The sequence below is a fragment of the Streptomyces cyslabdanicus genome (genome assembly GCF_052663305.1).
This window is the reverse complement of record NZ_JBQRUW010000003.1, coordinates 137,379-155,815: the sequence shown is the minus strand read 5'-3', so window position 1 is coordinate 155,815 and position 18,437 is coordinate 137,379. Positions and strand designations below refer to the sequence as shown.

Annotated in this window: 17 protein-coding genes and 1 riboswitch; of the genes, 10 read left to right on the top strand and 7 right to left on the bottom strand. The window is 69.3% G+C overall.

What is annotated here, in order from left to right:
- Positions 1-5: 5 nt before the first annotated feature.
- Complete coding sequence (locus ACTYVM_RS02915; protein WP_445524371.1) at positions 6-3,155, top strand: DEAD/DEAH box helicase; 3,150 nt, start codon at positions 6-8, stop codon at positions 3,153-3,155.
- A 230-nt stretch (positions 3,156-3,385) separates the two neighbouring features.
- On the opposite strand, the gene tgmC is transcribed toward ACTYVM_RS02915, so the two are convergent.
- The 4 genes from tgmC to ACTYVM_RS02895 form a co-directional block, all read right to left on the bottom strand.
- Positions 3,386-4,552 (bottom strand): ATP-grasp peptide maturase system methyltransferase, encoded by a 1,167-nt coding sequence (tgmC, locus tag ACTYVM_RS02910; protein WP_445524481.1) that lies wholly within the window; start codon positions 4,550-4,552, stop codon positions 3,386-3,388.
- Positions 4,545-5,513 (bottom strand): ATP-grasp ribosomal peptide maturase, encoded by a 969-nt coding sequence (gene tgmB / locus ACTYVM_RS02905; RefSeq protein ID WP_445524370.1) that lies wholly within the window; start codon positions 5,511-5,513, stop codon positions 4,545-4,547. The genes tgmC and tgmB overlap by 8 nt, the downstream gene beginning before the upstream one ends.
- A gap of 5 nt (positions 5,514-5,518) precedes the next feature.
- Positions 5,519-5,779 carry a putative ATP-grasp-modified RiPP gene (tgmA, locus tag ACTYVM_RS02900; protein ID WP_445524369.1) on the bottom strand — a complete coding sequence of 87 codons (261 nt, stop codon included), beginning with the start codon at positions 5,777-5,779 and terminating at the stop codon, positions 5,519-5,521.
- A 179-nt stretch (positions 5,780-5,958) separates the two neighbouring features.
- On the bottom strand, positions 5,959-6,282 hold the full coding sequence (locus ACTYVM_RS02895) for a hypothetical protein (RefSeq protein ID WP_445524368.1): 324 nt from the start codon (positions 6,280-6,282) through the stop codon (positions 5,959-5,961).
- A gap of 194 nt (positions 6,283-6,476) precedes the next feature.
- On the opposite strand from ACTYVM_RS02895, the gene ACTYVM_RS02890 reads away from it, so the two are divergent.
- The 3 genes from ACTYVM_RS02890 to ACTYVM_RS02880 all read left to right on the top strand — a co-directional run bounded on the left by ACTYVM_RS02890 (position 6,477) and on the right by ACTYVM_RS02880 (position 9,456).
- Positions 6,477-7,751: an NsdA family TPR-like regulatory protein gene (locus tag ACTYVM_RS02890; protein WP_445524367.1), complete on the top strand. Its 1,275-nt coding sequence runs from the start codon at positions 6,477-6,479 to the stop codon at positions 7,749-7,751.
- Positions 7,748-8,260, top strand: a complete 513-nt coding sequence (locus ACTYVM_RS02885) for an NUDIX domain-containing protein (protein ID WP_445524366.1) — start codon at positions 7,748-7,750, stop codon at positions 8,258-8,260. Before ACTYVM_RS02890 ends, ACTYVM_RS02885 begins: the two co-directional genes overlap by 4 nt.
- Before the next feature lie 506 nt (positions 8,261-8,766).
- Complete coding sequence (locus tag ACTYVM_RS02880) at positions 8,767-9,456, top strand: hypothetical protein (RefSeq protein WP_445524365.1); 690 nt, start codon at positions 8,767-8,769, stop codon at positions 9,454-9,456.
- Between the two features lie 149 nt (positions 9,457-9,605).
- On the opposite strand, the gene ACTYVM_RS02875 is transcribed toward ACTYVM_RS02880, so the two are convergent.
- Positions 9,606-10,733 carry a MerR family transcriptional regulator gene (locus ACTYVM_RS02875; protein ID WP_445524364.1) on the bottom strand — a complete coding sequence of 376 codons (1,128 nt, stop codon included), beginning with the start codon at positions 10,731-10,733 and terminating at the stop codon, positions 9,606-9,608.
- Between the two features lie 107 nt (positions 10,734-10,840).
- A riboswitch (cobalamin riboswitch) is annotated at positions 10,841-11,046 on the top strand.
- 258 nt (positions 11,047-11,304) lie between these two features.
- Here ACTYVM_RS02875 and ACTYVM_RS02870 point away from each other — a divergent pair.
- Genes ACTYVM_RS02870 through ACTYVM_RS02855 form a run of 4 tightly spaced genes read left to right on the top strand, consistent with a single transcriptional unit; the run spans position 11,305 to position 14,823 of the window.
- The gene (locus ACTYVM_RS02870; RefSeq protein WP_445524363.1) at positions 11,305-12,174 is read left to right on the top strand and encodes an ABC transporter substrate-binding protein; all 870 of its coding nucleotides are present in this window, start codon (positions 11,305-11,307) and stop codon (positions 12,172-12,174) included.
- Complete coding sequence (locus ACTYVM_RS02865) at positions 12,171-13,259, top strand: FecCD family ABC transporter permease (RefSeq protein WP_445524362.1); 1,089 nt, start codon at positions 12,171-12,173, stop codon at positions 13,257-13,259. Before ACTYVM_RS02870 ends, ACTYVM_RS02865 begins: the two co-directional genes overlap by 4 nt.
- Positions 13,256-14,071: an ABC transporter ATP-binding protein gene (locus ACTYVM_RS02860; protein ID WP_445524361.1), complete on the top strand. Its 816-nt coding sequence runs from the start codon at positions 13,256-13,258 to the stop codon at positions 14,069-14,071. The genes ACTYVM_RS02865 and ACTYVM_RS02860 overlap by 4 nt, the downstream gene beginning before the upstream one ends.
- Entirely contained in the window at positions 14,068-14,823 is a 756-nt protein-coding gene (locus ACTYVM_RS02855; protein ID WP_445524360.1) for a (2Fe-2S) ferredoxin domain-containing protein, read from the top strand. The genes ACTYVM_RS02860 and ACTYVM_RS02855 overlap by 4 nt, the downstream gene beginning before the upstream one ends.
- A gap of 149 nt (positions 14,824-14,972) precedes the next feature.
- Here ACTYVM_RS02855 and ACTYVM_RS02850 read toward each other — a convergent pair whose 3' ends face one another.
- Complete coding sequence (locus ACTYVM_RS02850) at positions 14,973-16,589, bottom strand: MDR family MFS transporter (RefSeq protein WP_445524359.1); 1,617 nt, start codon at positions 16,587-16,589, stop codon at positions 14,973-14,975.
- A gap of 239 nt (positions 16,590-16,828) precedes the next feature.
- On the opposite strand from ACTYVM_RS02850, the gene ACTYVM_RS02845 reads away from it, so the two are divergent.
- Positions 16,829-17,452 (top strand): TetR/AcrR family transcriptional regulator, encoded by a 624-nt coding sequence (locus tag ACTYVM_RS02845; protein WP_445524358.1) that lies wholly within the window; start codon positions 16,829-16,831, stop codon positions 17,450-17,452.
- 44 nt (positions 17,453-17,496) lie between these two features.
- Positions 17,497-17,850, top strand: coding sequence for a DUF4333 domain-containing protein (locus tag ACTYVM_RS02840; RefSeq protein ID WP_445524357.1), 354 nt, complete (start codon positions 17,497-17,499; stop codon positions 17,848-17,850).
- 81 nt (positions 17,851-17,931) lie between these two features.
- Here ACTYVM_RS02840 and ACTYVM_RS02835 read toward each other — a convergent pair whose 3' ends face one another.
- Positions 17,932-18,405, bottom strand: coding sequence for a carboxymuconolactone decarboxylase family protein (locus ACTYVM_RS02835; protein ID WP_445524356.1), 474 nt, complete (start codon positions 18,403-18,405; stop codon positions 17,932-17,934).
- Positions 18,406-18,437 lie beyond the last annotated feature (32 nt).

The following is an 18,437-nucleotide window of genomic DNA, read 5'->3' as shown; positions in this document are numbered from 1 at the left end:
GGGGCTTGGTGACGAAAGAACAGAATGCGGGACATCCGGTCGCCGGGGTGTACGAAAAGCTGATCACCCAGGACGTGCGCGATGAGCTGGGACAGCTCGAGGCCGTGGGGTGGAAGGCCATCGACGTCGAGGTCAGCAAGGAGTCCTCACCTCACGTTCTGGCCCGGCATGTCGGTGAGGTGGTCGCCCGCACGCTCAACCAGCTCCCCTCCGATCAGCGGGTCCCCTTCGTCAACAAGGTCCTGGAGTCTCTGGCCACTGGAGCCTCCGGCCAAACCGACACCGAGCCCATCAGCACGGTCGTCGAGGGCCCCCGACAGTTGCTCGCGCTCGCCGAGCAGGAGGCGCCGGGGGCCTACGCGATCCGCCCCCTCACTCCTCTGTCCGAGACCTCGCTGCTCACGAACTCGCCGGAGGACCTCAGCCTGGGCGCCGAGTTGCGGGCCGAACTCGCGACGGCGGACCGTATCGACCTGCTCTGCGCGTTCGTGAAGTGGTACGGCATCCGGGTCCTGGAGGACGCTCTACGCGCCGCCAAGGAGCGCGGCGTACCGATTCGGGTCATCACGACCACGTACATGGGCGCCACCGACCGCCACGCGCTCGACCGGCTGGTGCGGGACTTCGGCGCGACCGTCAAGGTCAACTACGAGATCCGCTCCACGCGCCTGCACGCCAAAGCCTGGCTGTTCCGGCGCAACACGGGCTTCGACACCGCCTACGTTGGCAGCTCGAACCTGTCCAAGGCCGCGCTGCTCGACGGCTTGGAGTGGAACGTACGGCTGTCGTCCGTCGCCACACCCGCCGTACTGGACAAGTTCGAGGCGACCTTCGACGCGTACTGGAACGACACCGCCTTCGAGACCTACGACCCGGACCTGCACGGTGAGCGCCTCGACGGAGCGCTGGCCCAGGCGAGTGGCACCAGCTCCCCTTCCGACCTGAAGATCAACCTCTCCGGCCTGGAGGTCCGCGCCTTCCCGCACCAGCGGGACATGCTGGAGCGGCTCACCGTCGAGCGGGAGCTCCGTGGACGGCGCCGGAACCTACTGGTCGCGGCCACCGGTACCGGGAAGACGGTGATGGCCGCCCTGGATTACCGCGCCTTGTGCAGGAAGTCGAACGGCAGTCGGCCGAAGCTGCTGTTTGTGGCCCACCGCAAGGAAATCCTCAAACAGTCCCTACGCACCTACCGGGAGGTGCTGAACGACGCGTCGTTCGGGGAGCTGCTGCACGCGGGGCAAGATCCGCGCGAGTGGAGCCACGTCTTCGCCAGCGTCCAATCGCTCAATGTCCAACGCCTCGAGCAACTGGCTCCCGATCACTTCGACGTCATCGTCATCGACGAGTTCCACCACGCCACCGCGCCCACGTATCGGCGGGTCATCGACCACTTCACGCCGAAGGAACTCCTCGGCCTGACGGCAACACCCGAGCGGATGGACGGACTCAACGTCCAGGACGAGTTCTTCGAGGGCCGGATCGCCGCCGAGATGCGGCTATGGGAAGCCCTGGAAAACGACCTTCTGTGCCCCTTTCATTACTTCGGCATCCCCGACGGCACCGATCTGACGAACCTGGGCTGGCAGAAGGGTTCGTACGCCGACCAGGAGCTCGGCAACCTCTACACGGGCAACCACGCCCGCGCCCGGATCGTGGTGAAGCAGATCCAGGACAAGGTTTCTAACCCGGGAGCCATGCGCGCGCTCGGCTTCTGCGTGACCAAGGCACACGCCCACTTCATGGCCGACTTCTTCCGCAAGGCCGGCTTCCAGGCCGTGGCGCTCGACAGTGACTCACCGGCTGACGTGCGCACCCAGGCCCTGTCTGACCTGCGCGACGGAAACCTGCAGGTGATCTTCTCCATCGATCTATTCAACGAGGGACTCGACATCCCCGACGTCGACACGCTGCTCCTTCTCCGCCCCACCAACAGCGCCACCGTCTTCCTCCAGCAACTGGGCCGGGGGCTGCGGCGCACCGAGACGAAACCCGTGCTCACCGTCCTTGACTTCATCGGGCAGCACAGGGCGGAGTTCCGCTTCGAGGAGCAGTTCCGGGCACTGACCAACCTCTCGCGGAACCGGCTCGTCGAGCACATCGAGCACGACTTCCCGCAGCTGCCGTCCGGCTGCCAGATCATCCTGGAGGGCAAGTCCAAGGACCTCATCCTCGACAACATCCGGGCCCAAGTGAACGCCACGGTGAAGACATTGGTGAAGGAGGTCCAGGCCTACAGCACGCCGCGCCTTGCCGACTACCTCCGGGAGAGCCGTCGGGAGATCAAGGAGCTCTACAAGAACGGAAACTCCTGGACGACCATCCTTCGCCGGGCCGGTCTGATCGAGGAACCCGCGCCATCAGAGGAAGCGGCGCTGCTCAAGCGGGCCCACGCCTTCCTCCACGTGGACGACCCGGAGCGCGCGGACGCCTACCTCCGCCTCCTCCAGGATGACGCTGCCAGATACGAGGACCTGACCCCCGCCGATCAGTCGTACGCCCGCATGCTCTTCTTCAACATCTGGGACAACGCGGGAGGCTTCACCGGCTTCCAGGAGGGTCTTGAATCCCTTCGCTCTCAGCGGGCGTTCCGTGACGAGCTCAGTCAACTGCTGTCCTACGTCATCGAGCGGGCCGACCACTTCCCCGTCCCGCTGTCCGGTGGTCTCAGCCACGTCCCTCTGAAGGTCCACAGCGCGTACAACCGCTCCGAAATCCTCGCCGCGCTCGGCGTGGCACGCTTCGGCGGCCAGATGCCCCTCTTCTGGAGCCAGGGCGTGCAGTGGGTCGAGGAGCTTCAGACGGACGCCCTGTTCATCACGTCGGAAAAGGACGAAAAGGACTTCTCCCCGACCGTCCGCTACAAGGACTACGCGCTGAGCCCAACGCTCTTCCACTGGGAGTCCCAGAACAACACCGCGCCCAACTCCCGCACAGGCATGCGCTACCAGCAACATGAACAGCGCGGAAGTCAAGTCCTTCTGTTCATACGACGCTACAAGAACACCGACATAGGGAAATCCCAGCCGTGGATGCTCCTCGGCCCTGCGACCTACCAGTCCCATACGGGAAGCAAGCCGATGGCGATCACCTGGCGCTTGACCCACGACCTCCCGGCCGACGTGTGGACGTACTCGGCCATCACGGCGAGCTGATCCACAGCATCGGTTGACAATCAGCGGGGCGGCCTCTGCCTGGAAGTGGGCCTGGGCTCGCTCCAGCACCTCGTCCGGGTCCCGGCCATGGGCGCGGAGCCAGTAAGCCACTGCCGCCGCTGCATCACGCCTGGTCTGGGCGACGGGGCGGCGCCGGTCGATTGCTGGTACGACGTTCGCCTGCCCGCCGATCGGCGAACCTGCGGGTGGCTGGAGGCTCTGGTAAATGTTCAGGCCACGCGGTGCTCCCACCGCAGTGACGGCTGGCCTGCCACCCAGTAGGTGTGCGCGCGGTCGGTAATGCTGAGGCGTACGGCGGAGATGTCCGGTCGTCCGGCGTCCTGCCAGGCGGTGAGGGCCTGTTCCACGTCGTCCCAGAGGGCCACTGGGCCGCCCTGGCGGACCGTCCAGCCGGTGGTCTCCTCCGTGAAGGCGGCGAAGGATTCCCGCGCGGGGTCGAAGAGGTACAGCAGCCGTGCGCCCTCGTTGTCCGTGGCGCGGACGATCTGAGCGCCTGGCGCGGTGAGTTGGGTGAGGAAGGCAGGCATCCACTCGTCCAGCAGGGTGGGCGGGACCCTGGTGAGGCGCTCCGTGTCCGCGTAGGCAGTACGGGCCGACAGATCGCCCGCCAGAGGCGGCGGGGCCTGGGAGCGGGCCTGCATGAAGGAGGAGCGGCCGGTGATGCGGCCCTCGGCGGTTCCGTCCTCGTTTACCGTCACCTTGGCGAGCCCGGTTCCGTACGGCCAGGAGCCAACTGTCGCCAGAACAATGCCACCGGGCTTCGTCTGGCGAATCCACGTATAGGGAATTCGGCGTACGGCGCAGGTGGCGATCACTCGGTCGTAGGGGGCGCGGGCCGGGTGGCCCAGGAGGCCGTCGCCTGTCACCGTCCAGGTGGAGAAACCGGCCTCCTCCAAGGCCGCATCCGCGCGAGCGGCGACCTGGGGGTCCACTTCGACCGTGGTGACCTTGTCCTCGCCGAGGCGATGGCACAGGAGCGCGGTGGAGTAGCCCGTGCCGGTGCCGATCTCCAGCACCGTGTGCCCGGCGGTCACCTCCAAGTCCTCGATCATCGAGACGACGGTTGTGGGAGTGGTGGAGGACGAGGTGGGCACGCCGCTGACGAGGCCCACGGCCTCGTCAGCGGTCAGGTGGCCGTCGAGTTGGGTTGCGAGCGACCCGTCGCTGTAGGCGATCTCCCGCCATTCCTCCGGATCCGTACCGAGCGCGGTGACCGGGCGCCAGCGGGCGGTCTCGGCGGGCAGGAAGACGCCCGGGTTCAGGAACAGTTCACGCGGCACGGTCTCGACCGCCGCCCTCCACTCCCGGGTCCTGAGGACACCGTCCGCCTCAAGCCGGTCGGCGAGCGCTCGTCGCTGGGGGGCGCTGTCAGACATCAGCATCGGCTTCTCCTCGGGCGAGCAGGTCGGCGAACGCGGCGGCCATCTTCAGGCCGGTCTTCTCCTCCAGCCACCCCCACTGGCCGTTGGGGTTCAGCTCCAGCCAGTGCGGCTCGCCGTCGCGGTCCACGGCGAGGTCGAAGGAGCCGGTGACGAGGCCAAAGTGGTCCAGGTAGGCGAGCAGGGTCCTCTCCAGGCCAGTCGGCAGGTCTACCACGCTGTACTTGAGCACGCTGTAGTCCTTGCGCCAATCCAAGAGGCCGGAGTCGATTCGCACGGCGAACGCCTGACGCCCGACGATCAGTACCCGCAGGTCGGCGACCTTGTCGACGCGGGCCTGAAACAGGTGGGGAGTGACACGAACGGTGTCGGTCAGTTCGTCGGCGTGGACCGGCTCCGCCCATGAGGTGAGGCCGACGCCGCCTCGCTCGTACGGGGTCCAGCGCAGGGTCTTGTGGATAACGCGCCTGTGAGCGCGGATGAAGCGGCGGGCCTCGTCGGGGTCGTTCGTCACGAGCGTCGGTGGCACGGTCAGGCCCAGGCGGTGGGCGACCGCGAGCTGTGCGGGCTTGTAGTCGGCCGCTGCGTTCCTGAGCGGGTTGTTGACCCACAGGCAGTTCTGTACTGCGTACAGGCTGCCCCCGAGCCCGTACCGCACCTGGGCGGCGGCAAAGCGGGCGTCGGCGTCCTCGAGATGTTCGAACGCGGGCCAGACGGGTCGGCGCCAGTACACCGCTCGTACGTGCTCCAGATTGACGGTCCTTGACGGGGTACGGAGCTGCCCGGCCACCGGAGCCGGGCAGCTGCCGAACCGGGCCGAGACCGTCAGGGCCACGCCCACGTCCGTGGGGTTGAAGCGGGCCACCGGCACTCCGAGCCGGTTGAGGTGTGTGATCACCATGTCGGCGGTGACGTCGTTCGGCTCGGTGACCACCAGGACGGGCTTCTCCTCGGTCACGGCGATCAGTCCTGCTGGCTGTCCTGGTCATGGCCCTGGTCGGGCTGCGAGTCGAGGTTCGTGGAGGTGGACGTCTCGGTGCCGGAGCTGGTGCCGTGCTTGCCCATCTCGACGGTCTCACCCGCCTGGTCGCGGAAGACGCCGGTCTGGGTTGCCGGATCGATGGTGACGCTGGTGAACGGCAACCGCACCGTCGTGGGGTAGGCGGACAGTCGGCCAACACCCCACGGGAGCGCGGAACGGACTGCGGTGGTGCCTACGGTCATCGTTTTCTCCTTCCATCGTGGGTCCTGCGGCTCAACGAGCCGAGTCCGGACCTGTTTGGGATGCGCCGCCCCCTCGTGAAGCGCGACGCGTGTGAGCAGGTCGCCGAGGTCTCCACGTCCGGTGCGGAGCATCTCTGCGCGTTCTTGACGAAACTCCATGCAGTCAGGGCAGTCGCGCCTCACCGGACCTGCCCGGAGACATCGATCAGGGCCTCTGTCACCCGGGCGAGGTTGAGCACGTACTGCCAGACGGTGAACGCGCTGTCCGAATCATCGGGAGGTTCAGCGAGAAGTTGGGTGGCCAAGCGCCGGAGGACTCGTACCGCCTCGCGATCCGCGTCGGCCGTCTCGTCTACGAGCGTCCTCGTTCCGCAGATCAGACGCGCCATGCGCTCCGCTGTCTCAGCGAGTGGAGGAACATCGAGACGGAGCAGCCTGGCCTGCCGCGCCTCAGCACGCAAGGCAACCGGGTCCAGCTCGCTCGCTCTGCTGTCCACGCCCATCGACGTGCCTCTCTCATCATTCGTGGTGACGGTCCCGGAAGCGCATTCGGAACACTGCGCGGGTCCTGTCCGGCGCCTTCGGGTCATTACGCGATCCAGTCAACTCCGTGCCGCCGCCTCTACGTGACTCCGCGAGGTGACTCCACGATGGAGTCACTGGGGATAGCCTCGAATCCGACTCGGAGGAGACGCAGTTGTCCCAGGACCCACGCGAGGTCGTTGCCGGCTTGCTCGCCCATGAGAGGTTCCTGTCCGCCTGCTCTGAGCGGGACATGGGGACCGTGTTCCGGATGCTCAACCACCGTGGAGTGAGCACTCGGAAGATCGCCGCGTCTGTCGGGATCGCACAGGGCCGCCTGTACGACTACATGAACGGCAAGAGTCGCGTGGAGAGGCTGGTGCTCTTCGAGCAGATCGCGGACGCCTTCCACATTCCCGGACACCTTCTCGGCCTGGCTCGTCGCCGCTGGGAACCACGGGGCCTGTCCTCGACCACAGCCGCGGTTTCCCTTGCCGCACCGGCCGGCGGCACCGAAGAAAACGCCGATCTGGCAGCCGTCCGCGCCTTCCGGAACGCGGACCGGGCAACAGGTGGAGGTCGGCTCTACTCCGCCGTGCTGACGCATCTCCGCGAGCGCGTCGCGCCGAGGCTCGTGGACCTCGGTGACGGCCAGGTGTTTGCTTCTGCTGCCGCTATGACGGAGATGGCCGGCTGGATGGCGCACGACTCGGGGCGCGACCAGGTGGCCCAGGCCCACTTCGCCCGCGCGCTGTCCCTGGCTCACGCTTCGGGTGACACCGCACTGACCGCCAATATCGCCGCGTCCAGTTCGCACTTGGCACTTCAAAGCGGCGACCCGGCAGCAGCCGTGCACTGGGCCCGAACAGGGCTCCACACCGCCGATAAAGGTCCCTGTGTGCCGAGTCTCATCGCCCGGCTCCACGCCATGCAAGCTCGGGCCCTGGCCGTCACGAGACAACCAGCAGAGGCCGAACAGGAACTTGAGCTGGCACGTGCCCTCCTTCAAGACGCGCCCGTCGGAGTCACTCACCCATGGGTGAGCCCGTTCGATGCCGCCGCACTTGCAAGCGAAACCGCCGAGGCGTTACGCGACACGGGCCGCTTACGGCAGGCAGTCGAGTACGCCCAGGAAGCCGTGGGTCTTCGTGGTGCCGAACGTGCTCGCTCGCTCGCCCTTTCCAGGATCACTCTCATCGGCCTCCAAGTGCAGTGCGGAGACCTGGACGCGGCTCTCGCCGTCGGGGAGGAGTTACTCGCAACGACGGCGCCTACCCTGAGTTCCATCAGGGTCGTGCAACAACTCAACTCCTTGAGTCAGCAGTTGGGGCATCGCGAGTCGTATCCCCCTGTGCGCAAGTTCTTGAGACGGCTCACATCGGAGCGCAAGTCCCGGATGGTGCTGCTATCGGACATCCTTACCACCCCTCAGGGAGGTCACGTCGTATGAGGCCCGTTCCTGCCGATCCGGATGCCTACAGGGCATGGCTGGCCGAGGGCAACGCGAGCCAGGCACGTAAGCGAGTCTCCGCGGACGTTCTGATTCGAGACCCGGCCGGACGGATCCTGCTGGTGAACCCGAATTACAAGCCCGGCTGGGACCTTCCCGGCGGAATGGCCGAGTCGAACGAGCCCCCACATGAGGCTGCGTCGCGAGAACTGCGTGAGGAACTGGGCTTGGACATCGTGCCGCGTGAGCTCCTGGTGGTCGACTGGGTTCCGCCACATGGGCCATGGGACGACCAGATCGCATTCGTTTTTGATGGCGGCCAGATCAACAGCGCCCTCGCTTCCTCCGTCAAACCCCGGGACGATGAGCTCTCAGCTGTGGACTTCGCGCCTGCGGATGAGGCGGCGGTCATGCTCCGGGAGCGTATGGCGCGGCGTTTTCGAGCCGCGCTAAAGGCCCTGTCCACCGGGCAGGCCCTGTATCTGCACGACGGATATCAGGTCTCTTGACGGGTCATTCGTCGCCCAGCCGTACCAAATCGCTCGCTGCATCCGTGGTCCTACAGGCGGCAATCCTTGCTCAGATGTCCTTCGTGGACGGCGCGTCCGCGAAGCCTTCGGGCGCCCGTGATCCCGACGAGTGCGGCGCAGCGCCCACTCCGGGCACGTTGAGACGGACCTGACGTCACAGCGGACGTGACATAGATACGCCTGCCGGGCCCGTACCGGCAAGCATTCCCCGCGCGCTCGCGACCTTCCCCGCTGCCCGGCTACAAGGCAGAGAGCTTCCTCCGAGTCGGACCTCCGGTGCACGCGCGGCGTACAAGGCGCGGACCCACTGCCGAGTTTGGTATCAATCGGGTGACTTTCACCGTTTCAAGGCAACTGCACACGTCCTTCACCAGTCACACGAGGGCAACACGTAACAACCTGCCCCAGGGGAACCAATGAGCCAGCACTACCCGCAACAGCCCCAGCAGCCCGGTTGGGGTGGCCCGCAGCAGCCAGGGGTGCCCATGCCCCAGCCGCCGAAGAGACGCAGCGCGGGCAAGATCGTCGGGTTTGGCTGTCTCGGCGTCTTCGCTCTGTTCGTCGTGATCGGCATCATCGGCTCGGTCGTCGGCGACGGAGACAGCAAGAACGGCGACCACACCAGCTCCGCCAAGGGCAGCGCCCCGACCGACACCGCGTCACCGAAGTCGGCTGCCCGGAAGGGCGATGCCCCGAGCAAAGACGTCAAGGGCAGCGATCTCGACGAGACCAGTACCTCTGCTCTCGGCGGAGACATCGCCCCCTGGGTCGCCAAGATGACCAGCCACGGCGTCACCTGGGAGAAGCAGGGTGCCAAGGAGAGCATCGCCGGCCTGCCGCCCACCCGCGACTGGTTCGGCGAAGCCAAGGGCACCCCCTCCTTCGTCGCACACGCCATCACCGACACCGACCGGGGGATCCTCAGCCTGTCCTGCAACAGCGTCGGATTCCCCAAGGGCAGTTCCTCCGAGCAGGTCGCCATCTTCACCGACTGCGTCACGGCCGCCGACCTCGACGGCATCGACAACGCCAGGGTCCGCACCTGGATCCAGACCAAGCTGCCCGCCATGCTCGACAAGGGCGGCATGCAGGTCGAAAACCTCGCATTCGGCAAGGTCGCGCTCAGCATGGACACCGCCGGGAACACCGCCGCCATCAGCATCGAGCAGCAGTAAAGACTCGGCGCCTGGGGGATCTTGCCGCGAGCCGTCCGGTCGATCATGTGCGGAGCCGCAGGGCCGGCGCGGCGGCGGCCCGCCGTACCGAGGTGGACGTAACGCGCTCCGGGGTGCCCTGGTGCCGCTGCTGGGCTGGACCGGCCGGTTCAGGCTACGAGCAGGCGCAGGCCGAGTTCTGCCGTGTCGAGAGCGACGAGGTCGCGGTTGCGCTCGGCCCACCGGCCTGAGGAGAGGTCGTCGCGGAGCCTGTTGACCGCCCGCTGCTCGGCCTCCGGCCCGACTCTGGTCCATACGGACACCGCGCGGCGCACATGGTCGTCCAGGTATGCCTCGGGCCGGCGCCAGTAGGCCTCGAAGAAGCCGTCAGCGCAGTCCCACGGGATGAGCAACGGCTCCGCGCGGCCCCCGATCGCGCGGGTCAGGTCGGCCAGTGAAGGCCAGTCGGCGAGCAGGTCGGCGAATTCGGGCAGGTAGTCGCGAGTCAGCCAGAACCGCTCACCCCAGCCGGTGGCACTCGCGTCGTACGTGAACACCACCACCCGGCGGGCCACGCGCCGCATCTCGCACAGCCCCGCGACAGGGTCCGCCCAGTGATGAACGGTGCTGACCGCCATCGCGGCGTCGAAGGACTGGTCCTCGAACGGAAGGCTTTCCGCGCTGGCGGCCACGCACGGCGCCGCGCCCGCGGGACGCTGCGCCCGCATGACCGCCGACGGTTCCACCGCGATCACGTCACGGTCGGGGGGCTCGTAGGAGCCGGTGCCGGCCCCGACGTTCAGTACCGTCCGCGCGTCCCCGAGCGCGTCCCAGATCCTCGCGGCGATCCGCGGCTCGGTACGCCGCGTCGCCGGGTACGCGGACCCGATGACTTCGTACAACTGCGCGCCGAACACTTTCAGTTGTTCCTCCGGTGGCGTCCTGATCCCCATGGCCCGTGCCTCCAGTTCCGTGTCGATGGCCGCCACCATGGCGGCAGCGTGGTCGCGCTGTTCCAGCAGCAGGCCGCGCAGCCGGTGCAGGTGCGCGACCGCGTCGGTGGCCGGGTCGTCGACCAGATCCGCGATCTCGCGCAGTCCGAAGCCCAGCCGCCGGTAGGCGAGCACCCCCCGCAGTCGCTCCACGTCGCCCGCCGAGTAGGCCCGGTACCCGGCCGAGGTCCGCGCGGACGGCTGCACGAGGCCGATCTCGTCGTAGTGATGCAGCGTGCGGACGGTCACGTCGGCCAACTCGGCCACACGTCCCACGGTCAGGTGCTCTTCCACGCCACCGACCATGCGGCCTGACGCCACGTGAGGGTCAAGCGCTTCGCTGCCGGTACCGCGCGCTGCGCATGGCGGTGCTCCCTACGGGACACTCTCGCGGCTGCGCCACCAGCGGCTTGGTAGCGTATGACTGCCGTGGTGTACGGGAAACCGGTCGGAAGCCGGTGCGGCCCTCGCCACTGTAGCCGCGGAGTTCCGCGGCCCTCGCTGACGGCTCCCGGAGCGGTCAGGGCCACTGGGTGGATCGGGAACGAGCCACCTGGGAAGGTCGGCCTCGGAGCGTTGACGCGGAAGCCAGGAGACCGGTCACGGCGCGACATGTTCCACGAGGGTTTTGGAGAGCATCGTGCCCAGCGGTCCCCTGCGTCCGTTTCGATCCGTACGTTCCCTACGCGCCGTACGTTCCCTACGCGCCGTACGTTCCCTGCGCGCCGCGCGTTTCACACGCCCCGCGCCTTCCCTACGCCCCGGCCTCGCCGCTGCCGCGCTCCTGCTCGTCGGTGCGCTCGGCGCCTGTACGGGTGCGCCCGCGGCCGACAAGCCCGCCGCGGCGGCCGGGAGCAGCCGCCCGGCGCCGGTGAGCGTGAGCAGGTGTGGCGTCACCACGACCGTCGCGGCACCGCCGAGCCGGCTGGTCACCCTCAACCAGGGTGCCACCGAAGTGGCGTTGGCCCTCGGCCTGCAGTCGCAGATGGCCGGAACGGCGTTCCTCGACGACGCGGTCCCGGCGAAGTGGAAGGCGGCCTACGACGCCGTCCCGGTGCTGTCCAAGGAGTACCCGACCAAGGAGAAGCTCCTCGCGGCGCGTCCGGACTTCCTCTACGCCTCCTACGCCAGCGCGTTCAGCGACAAGGTGGCGGGCACGCGGGCGGATCTGGGCTCCAAGGGCATCGAGTCCTACCTGTCGCCGTTCGGCTGCGCCGACAGCAAGCAGGTGCCGCCAGTGTCCTTCCAGGCGGTGTGGGACGAAGTGGGCGACATCGCCGAGGTGTTCGGTGTCGCACCGCGCGCCGCCGCTCTCCGGAAGGAGCAGAAGCAGCAGCTTGCCGACCTCAGGGCCAAGGCGGCGGGCAAGGGCCTGAACGTGCTCTGGTACGACTCGAACACCAAGGCCCCGTTCGTCGGCGCCGGCCACGGCGGACCCCAGCTCGTGCTCGACGCCGTCGGCGCCCACAACGTCTTCGGCACGCTGCCCGGTGGCTGGAAGACCGTGAGCTGGGAGAAGGTGGCCGCGGCGGACCCGGACGTCATCGTGTTCGCGGACGCCGGTTGGGACAGCGCACAGTCCAGGATCGACTACCTGGAGAACGACCCGGTGCTCAGCAAGCTCACCGCCGTCCGGCACCGGGCCTTCGTGGTCGTGCCGTTCTCCGAGACGACGCCCGGCGTGCGCCTCGCCGACGGTGCCGCCCTGGTCTCGGCCGGCCTGAGCAAGCTGCACCCGCGTTCATGACGGTGGAGGATCGTCCCGCCGCACGGCCCGCGGGAGCGGGTCGCGCGGCGGCGGGCCTGACCGTTGCCGTGGTCCTGCTGCTGGTCACCGTCCTGCTCGGCCTCGCCGTGGGTTCGGTCCACGAGCCGCCGCACGTCGTGGCCGGCGTCGTGCTGCGCCGGCTCGGCCTCGGCGGCTCCCCCGTCACGCTGCTGGACGACCAGATCGTCTGGCAGCTGCGACTGCCCCGGGTTCTGGGAGCCGCCGCGGCAGGCGCCGGGCTCGCGGTCTGCGGCGCGGTGCTGCAGACCCTGACGGGGAACGACCTGGCCGACCCCTACCTGCTCGGGATCTCCAACGGCGCCGCCGTCGGCGCGGTCACCGTGATCGTCCTCGGCGTCGGAGCCTCCGGCGCCACGGCGGTCGGCGCGCTCCCGGCGGCCGCCTTCGCCGGCGCCCTGCTCGCCGTCGTCGTCGTGCTGGCGCTGGCCGCCGCGCGCACCCGGTCCCTGCCGGCCGCGCGGACCGTGCTGGCCGGCATCGCGGTGGGGCAGATGTGCGGCGCGTACACCTCGTTCGTCGTGCTCGTTCTCGGCGACCGCAACGCCGCCCGCGGTGTCATGGAGTGGACGCTGGGCTCGGTGGCCGGGGTGCGGTGGGGCACGGCCGTCTTCCTGACCGCGGTGGCGGTCGTCGGCACGCTGGTCATGGTCGCGGCCGCCCGGGACCTGGACGCGTTCGCGTTCGGCGAGACCGCGGCCCGCTCCTTCGGCGTCCACGTCGAACGCACCCGCTGGGCCCTGGTCGCCACGGCCGCGCTGGTGACCGCGTGCCTGGTCGCCCACACCGGTGTCATCGGGTTCGTCGGCCTGGTCGTGCCGCACGTCGTCCGCCTGGTCTGCGGCCCGCGCCACGCCCTGCTGCTGCCCCTGTCCGCACTCGTCGGGGCGTCCCTGCTGGTGGGCAGTGACATCGTGGCGCGCTCGGTGCTCCCGGACCAGGAGATCCCCGTCGGCGTCGTCACCGCCGGGCTGGGCGCGCCGTTCTTCGCGTGGCTGCTGTGGCGCCGGGCAGGCGGCAGGTCCGCCTCGGGAGGTCAGCCGTGATCGCTGCGAACCCGTTGGGGCTGCGCGCCGAGGGCGTCGGCGTGCGCGTCGACGGCGCCACGCTGCTGACGGACGTGACGCTCGCCTTCGCCCCCGGCAGGACGACCGGCCTGCTCGGGCCGAACGGGGCCGGCAAGACGACGTTGCTGCGGGCGCTGGCCGGGCTGCGCCGGCCGCGGACGGGCCGGGTCCTCCTCGACGGCGGCGACCTGTACGCCCTGCCGGCCCGCCGGCGCGCGCGGCGGGTGGCCTTCATGGAACAGCAGGCCGATACCGCACTGCCGCTGACGGCCCGTCAGGTCGTCGACCTGGGGCGCACGCCGCACCGCGGGCGGTGGCCCGTCGTGGCGGGCGCGGCGGCCGACCACGAGCGGTCGGTGCTCGCCGAGGCCGTCGCCGCCACCGACGTCGGCGATCTGCTCGACAGGACCTGGTCGTCCCTGTCCGGCGGCGAGCGCCAGCGGGTCCAGCTCGCGCGGGCCCTGGCCCAGGAACCCGGGGTGCTCCTGCTGGACGAGCCCACCAACCACCTGGACCTGCGCTACCAGCTCGGTTTCCTCGAAACCGTGCGTGGGCTCGGTATCACCACCGTCGCGGCCCTGCACGACCTCGAACTCGCCGCCGCCTACTGCGACGACGTCGCCGTGCTGCTCGACGGCCGCCTGGTGGCCCACGGACCCGCCTCCGAGGTGCTCACCTCGGCCACGATCGCGCGCGCCTACGGAGTCGACGCGACCGTGGAGCGGCACCCGCGGCACGACAGGCCGCACATCCGGTGGAACGGACTGCTTCCCGAGGGGCCCGCGTCATGAGCCAGAACCGTACGAGCGCCCCCTCAACGGCCCCCGACGCGGGCCGTGCCACGGTCCTGGTCGGCATGTCCCTCGCAGAGGCCAACCGCCGGGCCGAACTGGACGGAGCCGCCGTGCCGTTGGGTGCCACGACGGCGTTCCTGCAGCAGGGCGAGCCGTCCCTGTCAGCCGAGTTGACCAGGCTGGCCGACGCGGGCGCCGAGACCGTCGTCCTGATCGGGGTCCGCCTCGGGGCCTCGGGTCCGGGCCACTCCTGGCTGCGGCGGATCGCGGCGTACTGGTGGCGGGAGCGCGCCGGCCACCGCCCCGGGCTGCTCGTCGCCACCCGGCTCGCCGACTCCGCGGACGCCGTGGCCGCGGCCGCGGCGTCCGTCAGGCCGATCACCGGCGGGGAGCCCGGTCTCACCTCTCCCGCGTGGGAGGAGGTCACCGGCCATCGGCACCAGGTCATGGTGTGCCGCGGGCCGCGCTGCACGGCCAAGGGCGCGGACGACAGCGTGCGCGCGCTGGTGGGGCGGTTGGCGGAACACGGGCTCGGCGACGACGACGTCCTCGTGGTGCAGACGGGGTGCCAGTTCCCCTGCAACCAGGCGCCGGTGGTCAGCGTGCAGCCCGACGACGTCTGGTACGGGCACGTGGACCCGGCGGCGGCCGCCACGATCGTGGCCGACCACCTCGTCGACGGCCGGCCGGTAGCGGCGCACCGGCTTCCGCGGCGCCGGAGGGACCGGACAGGCCGCGAGGAAGACTGATCACGGCCACCGCGGCGCCAACGCAGTCCGCCCGGGCCGGTCCGTGACGGACCGGCCCGGGCGGCGTTCCCTCCCCGGCCGTCCCCTGACGGGGAGGGAGAGTCCCCTCTCCTGCGCATCCGCGAGCGGAGAGGGGAGGCGAGGGGCCGTCAGCTGCCGGCCGCGGCCTTCTCGGTGGCCTCCTGGTCGCCTTGGGCCGCTCCGGGCTCTCCGGAGGTGTCGGCGGGGGCCGGTGCCTCGAAGCCGCGCAGCGGCACCTGGCGGATGAGCACGGCGATCAGCAGGCCCGCGGCGGCCACCACCGCGCCCCAGGTGAAGACGGAGCTGACGCCGTCGGTGACGGCCTGCTGGAACACCTGGCGGGCCGCCGCGGGCAGGCTCTTGAGGATCTCCGGCGTCATCTGCGACACCGAGGCCGAGCCGCCGGAGCCGGCCGCCATGCCTCCGTGGGAGGCGACGGAGTCGGTGAGGGTGGAGGCGTAGATCGAGCCCAGCAGGGAGACGCCCAGGGAGCCGCCCATGTTGCGCAGGAAGGTGGCGGCGCCGGTGGCGGCGCCCATGTCCTTGAGCGGGGCGTTGTTCTGGGCGATCAGCATGGTGGTCTGCATCAGGCAGCCCATGCCGGCGCCGAGGACGACCATGTACAGCGAGGTGACGGTGCGGGAGGTGCCGGTGTCCATCGAGGCGAACAGGCCCAGTCCGACGGCCATCAGGACCGTGCCGACGATGGGCCAGACGCGGTAGCGGCCGGTGCGGCTGATCATCTGGCCGCCGGCCAGCGAGGTCACCATCGAGGCGAGCATCATCGGCATCAGCAGCAGGCCGCTGTTGGTGGCGGAGGAGCCCTGGACGAACTGCTGGAACTGCGGCAGGAAGGTCACTCCGCCGAAGAGGGCGAAGCCGACGATGAAGCTCAGCGCCCCGGCCAGGGAGAAGTCACGGTTGCCGAAGACCGACAGCGGCATGATCGGCTCGGCGGCGCGGCGTTCGACGAACACGAAGGCGACGAAGGCCAGCACGGTCAGCACCGCCAGGCCGATGATCACCGCCGAGGACCAGTCGTACTCGTTGCCGCCCCAGCTGGTGATCAGGACCAGCGCAGTGATCCAGACGGAGAGCAGGGCCGTTCCGGTCCAGTCGATGCGCACCCGGCCGGTGCCGCGCGGCAGCTTGGCCAGGGTGAACCAGCACACCAGCAGGGCGACGACGCCCAGCGGCAGGTTGACGTAGAAGGCCCAGCGCCAGCTGAGGTGGTCGGTGATGAAACCGCCGGCCAGCGGTCCGCCGATCATGGCGACCGGCATCACGGTCATCATCACGCCCTGGTACTTGCCGCGCTCACGCGGCGGCACGACCTCGGCCACCACCGCCATGACGCCCACCATCAGGCCGCCGGCGCCGAGGCCCTGGAGGGCACGGAAGCCGACCAGCTCGCCCATGTTCTGCGACATGCCGCACAGCGCCGAGCCGACCAGGAAGATCACGATGGAGGCCAGGAAGGTGATCCGGCGGCCGAGCAGGTCGCCGAGCTTGCCCCAGATCGGGGTGGCGACGGTGGAGGCCAGGATGTAGCCGGTGGTCACCCAGGCCAGGTGGTTGAGCCCGCCCAGGTCGCCCACGATCGTGGGGAGGGCGGGGGCCACGATCATGTTGTCGAGCATGGCTAGCAGCAGCGCGATGACCAGGCCGCTCATCGTCACCATGATCTCGCGGTGGGTGAAGCGGGGCGGTGACCCCTGGTCGGGGTTGGCTGCGGTCGACGCCATTGGTGGTGCCTTTCGTGGGAACGGATTTCTGGCGGGTGGCGGACCAGCACGTGGCACACCCGCCCGGCAGCGCCTACTTGGAGGGGCGGTGCGGGGGGAGCCTGCTTCGACATCACGGCGTCACAGCTTCACCTACCGGCCGTCAAGTAAATTACTTGCCGGACGGTAAGCTTGCAAGCGAGACCCCCCGGCGGCGAAGATCGGCCGGACGCGGCACGGACGGAAGAAGGCGGATGGCGATGGCGGGCGCGGGACACCGGCGAGGCAGCGACACCAAGGCCGAGATCCGCAAGGTGGCCCTGGAACTGTTCGCCGCGCAGGGCTACGAGGCCACCTCCCTCCGAGAGATCGCCGAGCGCCTTGGCATCACCAAGGCGGCCCTGTACTACCACTTCAAGGGCAAGGAAGACATCGTCCGCTCACTGTTCGCCGAGCACCTGGCGGACCTGGACGAACTCGTCGAATGGGCCCGTACGCAGCCTCCCGGCCCACGACTGCGCGCGCAGACCATCGACCGGATGATCGACCTGGTCTCCCAGCAGGGCCTGCAGGCGGTGCGGTTCGCCTTCGCCAACCAGCACGTCGTCAAGGAACTGCATCCCGGCAAGGAGAACGTCTTCGAGCGGCTGACCGCTCTCTTCGACGCCCTCACCGGCCCCGACGCCTCCGTGGAGGAGGCACTGCGCATCCGTATGGCCCTGTTCAGCGTCAACCTCGCCTTCTTCGCGGGCCAGGACCTGGAGGCGAGCAATGAGCAGATCGTCGCCGCCGCCCGTGACATCGCCCACCTGCTGAACCCGCCGGCCGAGTGCGACACGGAGCCCGCTCCGGACGGCTCCGCAGGCCGTTCCGAGGGCAGGTAGGCTTCCCGGACCCAGTTGTCATGACCACCCAGATGGAGTCCACCATGGCCACGCCCCGGCTGTCCGCAGCGGCTTCGATCCTCTCGGCCGTAGCCGCCGGCGTGCTGCTCGTCGGCTGCTCGGCCTCCGTCAGCATCGGAAGTTCCACGCCGAAGCTGTCCAAGGACAAGCTGGCCGACACCGTCGCCGAGAAGCTCGCCGCCACGACGGGCCGGCCAAAACCGGACGTCACCTGCCCCGAGAACCTCGTCGGCAAGGCCGGCACCACCACCCGGTGCACGCTCACGGCGGAGGACGGCAGCACCTTGGGCATATCGGTCACGGTGACCTCGGTCGAGGGCAAGCAAATCAACTTCGACATCAAGGCCGACGAAACGGCTTCCCCGGCCGCGAACTGACCATCGTGCGCGCGGACGCGGCCGGGGCCGCAGGGCGGAACGGAACCGGCCGGACCACCGCCTGGCCGACAGGGGCCCGGGTCAGCCGAACATGCCCGGCTCGTAGTCGCCCGCGGGCTGCTGGACGATGACGTTCAGTCGGTTGTAGGCGTTGATCACGGCGATGAGGGCGACCAGGGCCGCCAGCTGATCCTCGTCGTAGTGCTTGGCGGCGTTGGCCCAGGCCTCGTCGGTGACACCGCCCGCGGCGTCGGCGAGACGGGTGCCCTGCTCCGCCAGTTCCAGGGCGGCGCGCTCGGCCTCGGTGAACACCTTGGCCTCGCGCCAGGCGGCGACCATGGCGAGGCGCACGGCGGTCTCGCCGGCGTGGGCGGCCTCCTTGGTGTGCATGTCGAGGCAGAAGGCGCAGCCGTTGATCTGGCTGGCGCGGATCTTCACCAGTTCCTGGGTCGAGGCCGGGAGTGCCGAGTCCGACACGGTCTTGCCCGCTGCGTTGACCTGCCGGAGGAACTTGGCCGCGAAGGCGTTGCCGAAGAGGTTGAGACGGGCTTCCATCCTGGACTCCTTATGGTGGTTCGCTCTGCTTC

Bases quoted from the DNA above. Each gene is read 5' to 3' on its own strand.
- tgmA (WP_445524369.1), bottom strand. From the start codon at position 5,779: ATGACCGTAGGCACCACCGCAGTCCGTTCCGCGCTCCCGTGGGGTGTT.
- ACTYVM_RS02835 (WP_445524356.1), bottom strand. From the start codon at position 18,405: ATGGAAGCCCGTCTCAACCTCTTCGGCAACGCCTTCGCGGCCAAGTTC.
- ACTYVM_RS02840 (WP_445524357.1), top strand. From the start codon at position 17,497: ATGGCCACGCCCCGGCTGTCCGCAGCGGCTTCGATCCTCTCGGCCGTA.
- ACTYVM_RS02885 (WP_445524366.1), top strand. From the start codon at position 7,748: ATGAGGCCCGTTCCTGCCGATCCGGATGCCTACAGGGCATGGCTGGCC.
- ACTYVM_RS02895 (WP_445524368.1), bottom strand. From the start codon at position 6,282: ATGGGCGTGGACAGCAGAGCGAGCGAGCTGGACCCGGTTGCCTTGCGT.
- ACTYVM_RS02875 (WP_445524364.1), bottom strand. From the start codon at position 10,733: ATGGTCGGTGGCGTGGAAGAGCACCTGACCGTGGGACGTGTGGCCGAG.
- ACTYVM_RS02865 (WP_445524362.1), top strand. From the start codon at position 12,171: ATGACGGTGGAGGATCGTCCCGCCGCACGGCCCGCGGGAGCGGGTCGC.
- ACTYVM_RS02850 (WP_445524359.1), bottom strand. From the start codon at position 16,589: ATGGCGTCGACCGCAGCCAACCCCGACCAGGGGTCACCGCCCCGCTTC.
- ACTYVM_RS02880 (WP_445524365.1), top strand. From the start codon at position 8,767: ATGCCCCAGCCGCCGAAGAGACGCAGCGCGGGCAAGATCGTCGGGTTT.
- ACTYVM_RS02855 (WP_445524360.1), top strand. From the start codon at position 14,068: ATGAGCCAGAACCGTACGAGCGCCCCCTCAACGGCCCCCGACGCGGGC.
- ACTYVM_RS02845 (WP_445524358.1), top strand. From the start codon at position 16,829: ATGGCGGGCGCGGGACACCGGCGAGGCAGCGACACCAAGGCCGAGATC.
- tgmC (WP_445524481.1), bottom strand. From the start codon at position 4,552: ATGTCTGACAGCGCCCCCCAGCGACGAGCGCTCGCCGACCGGCTTGAG.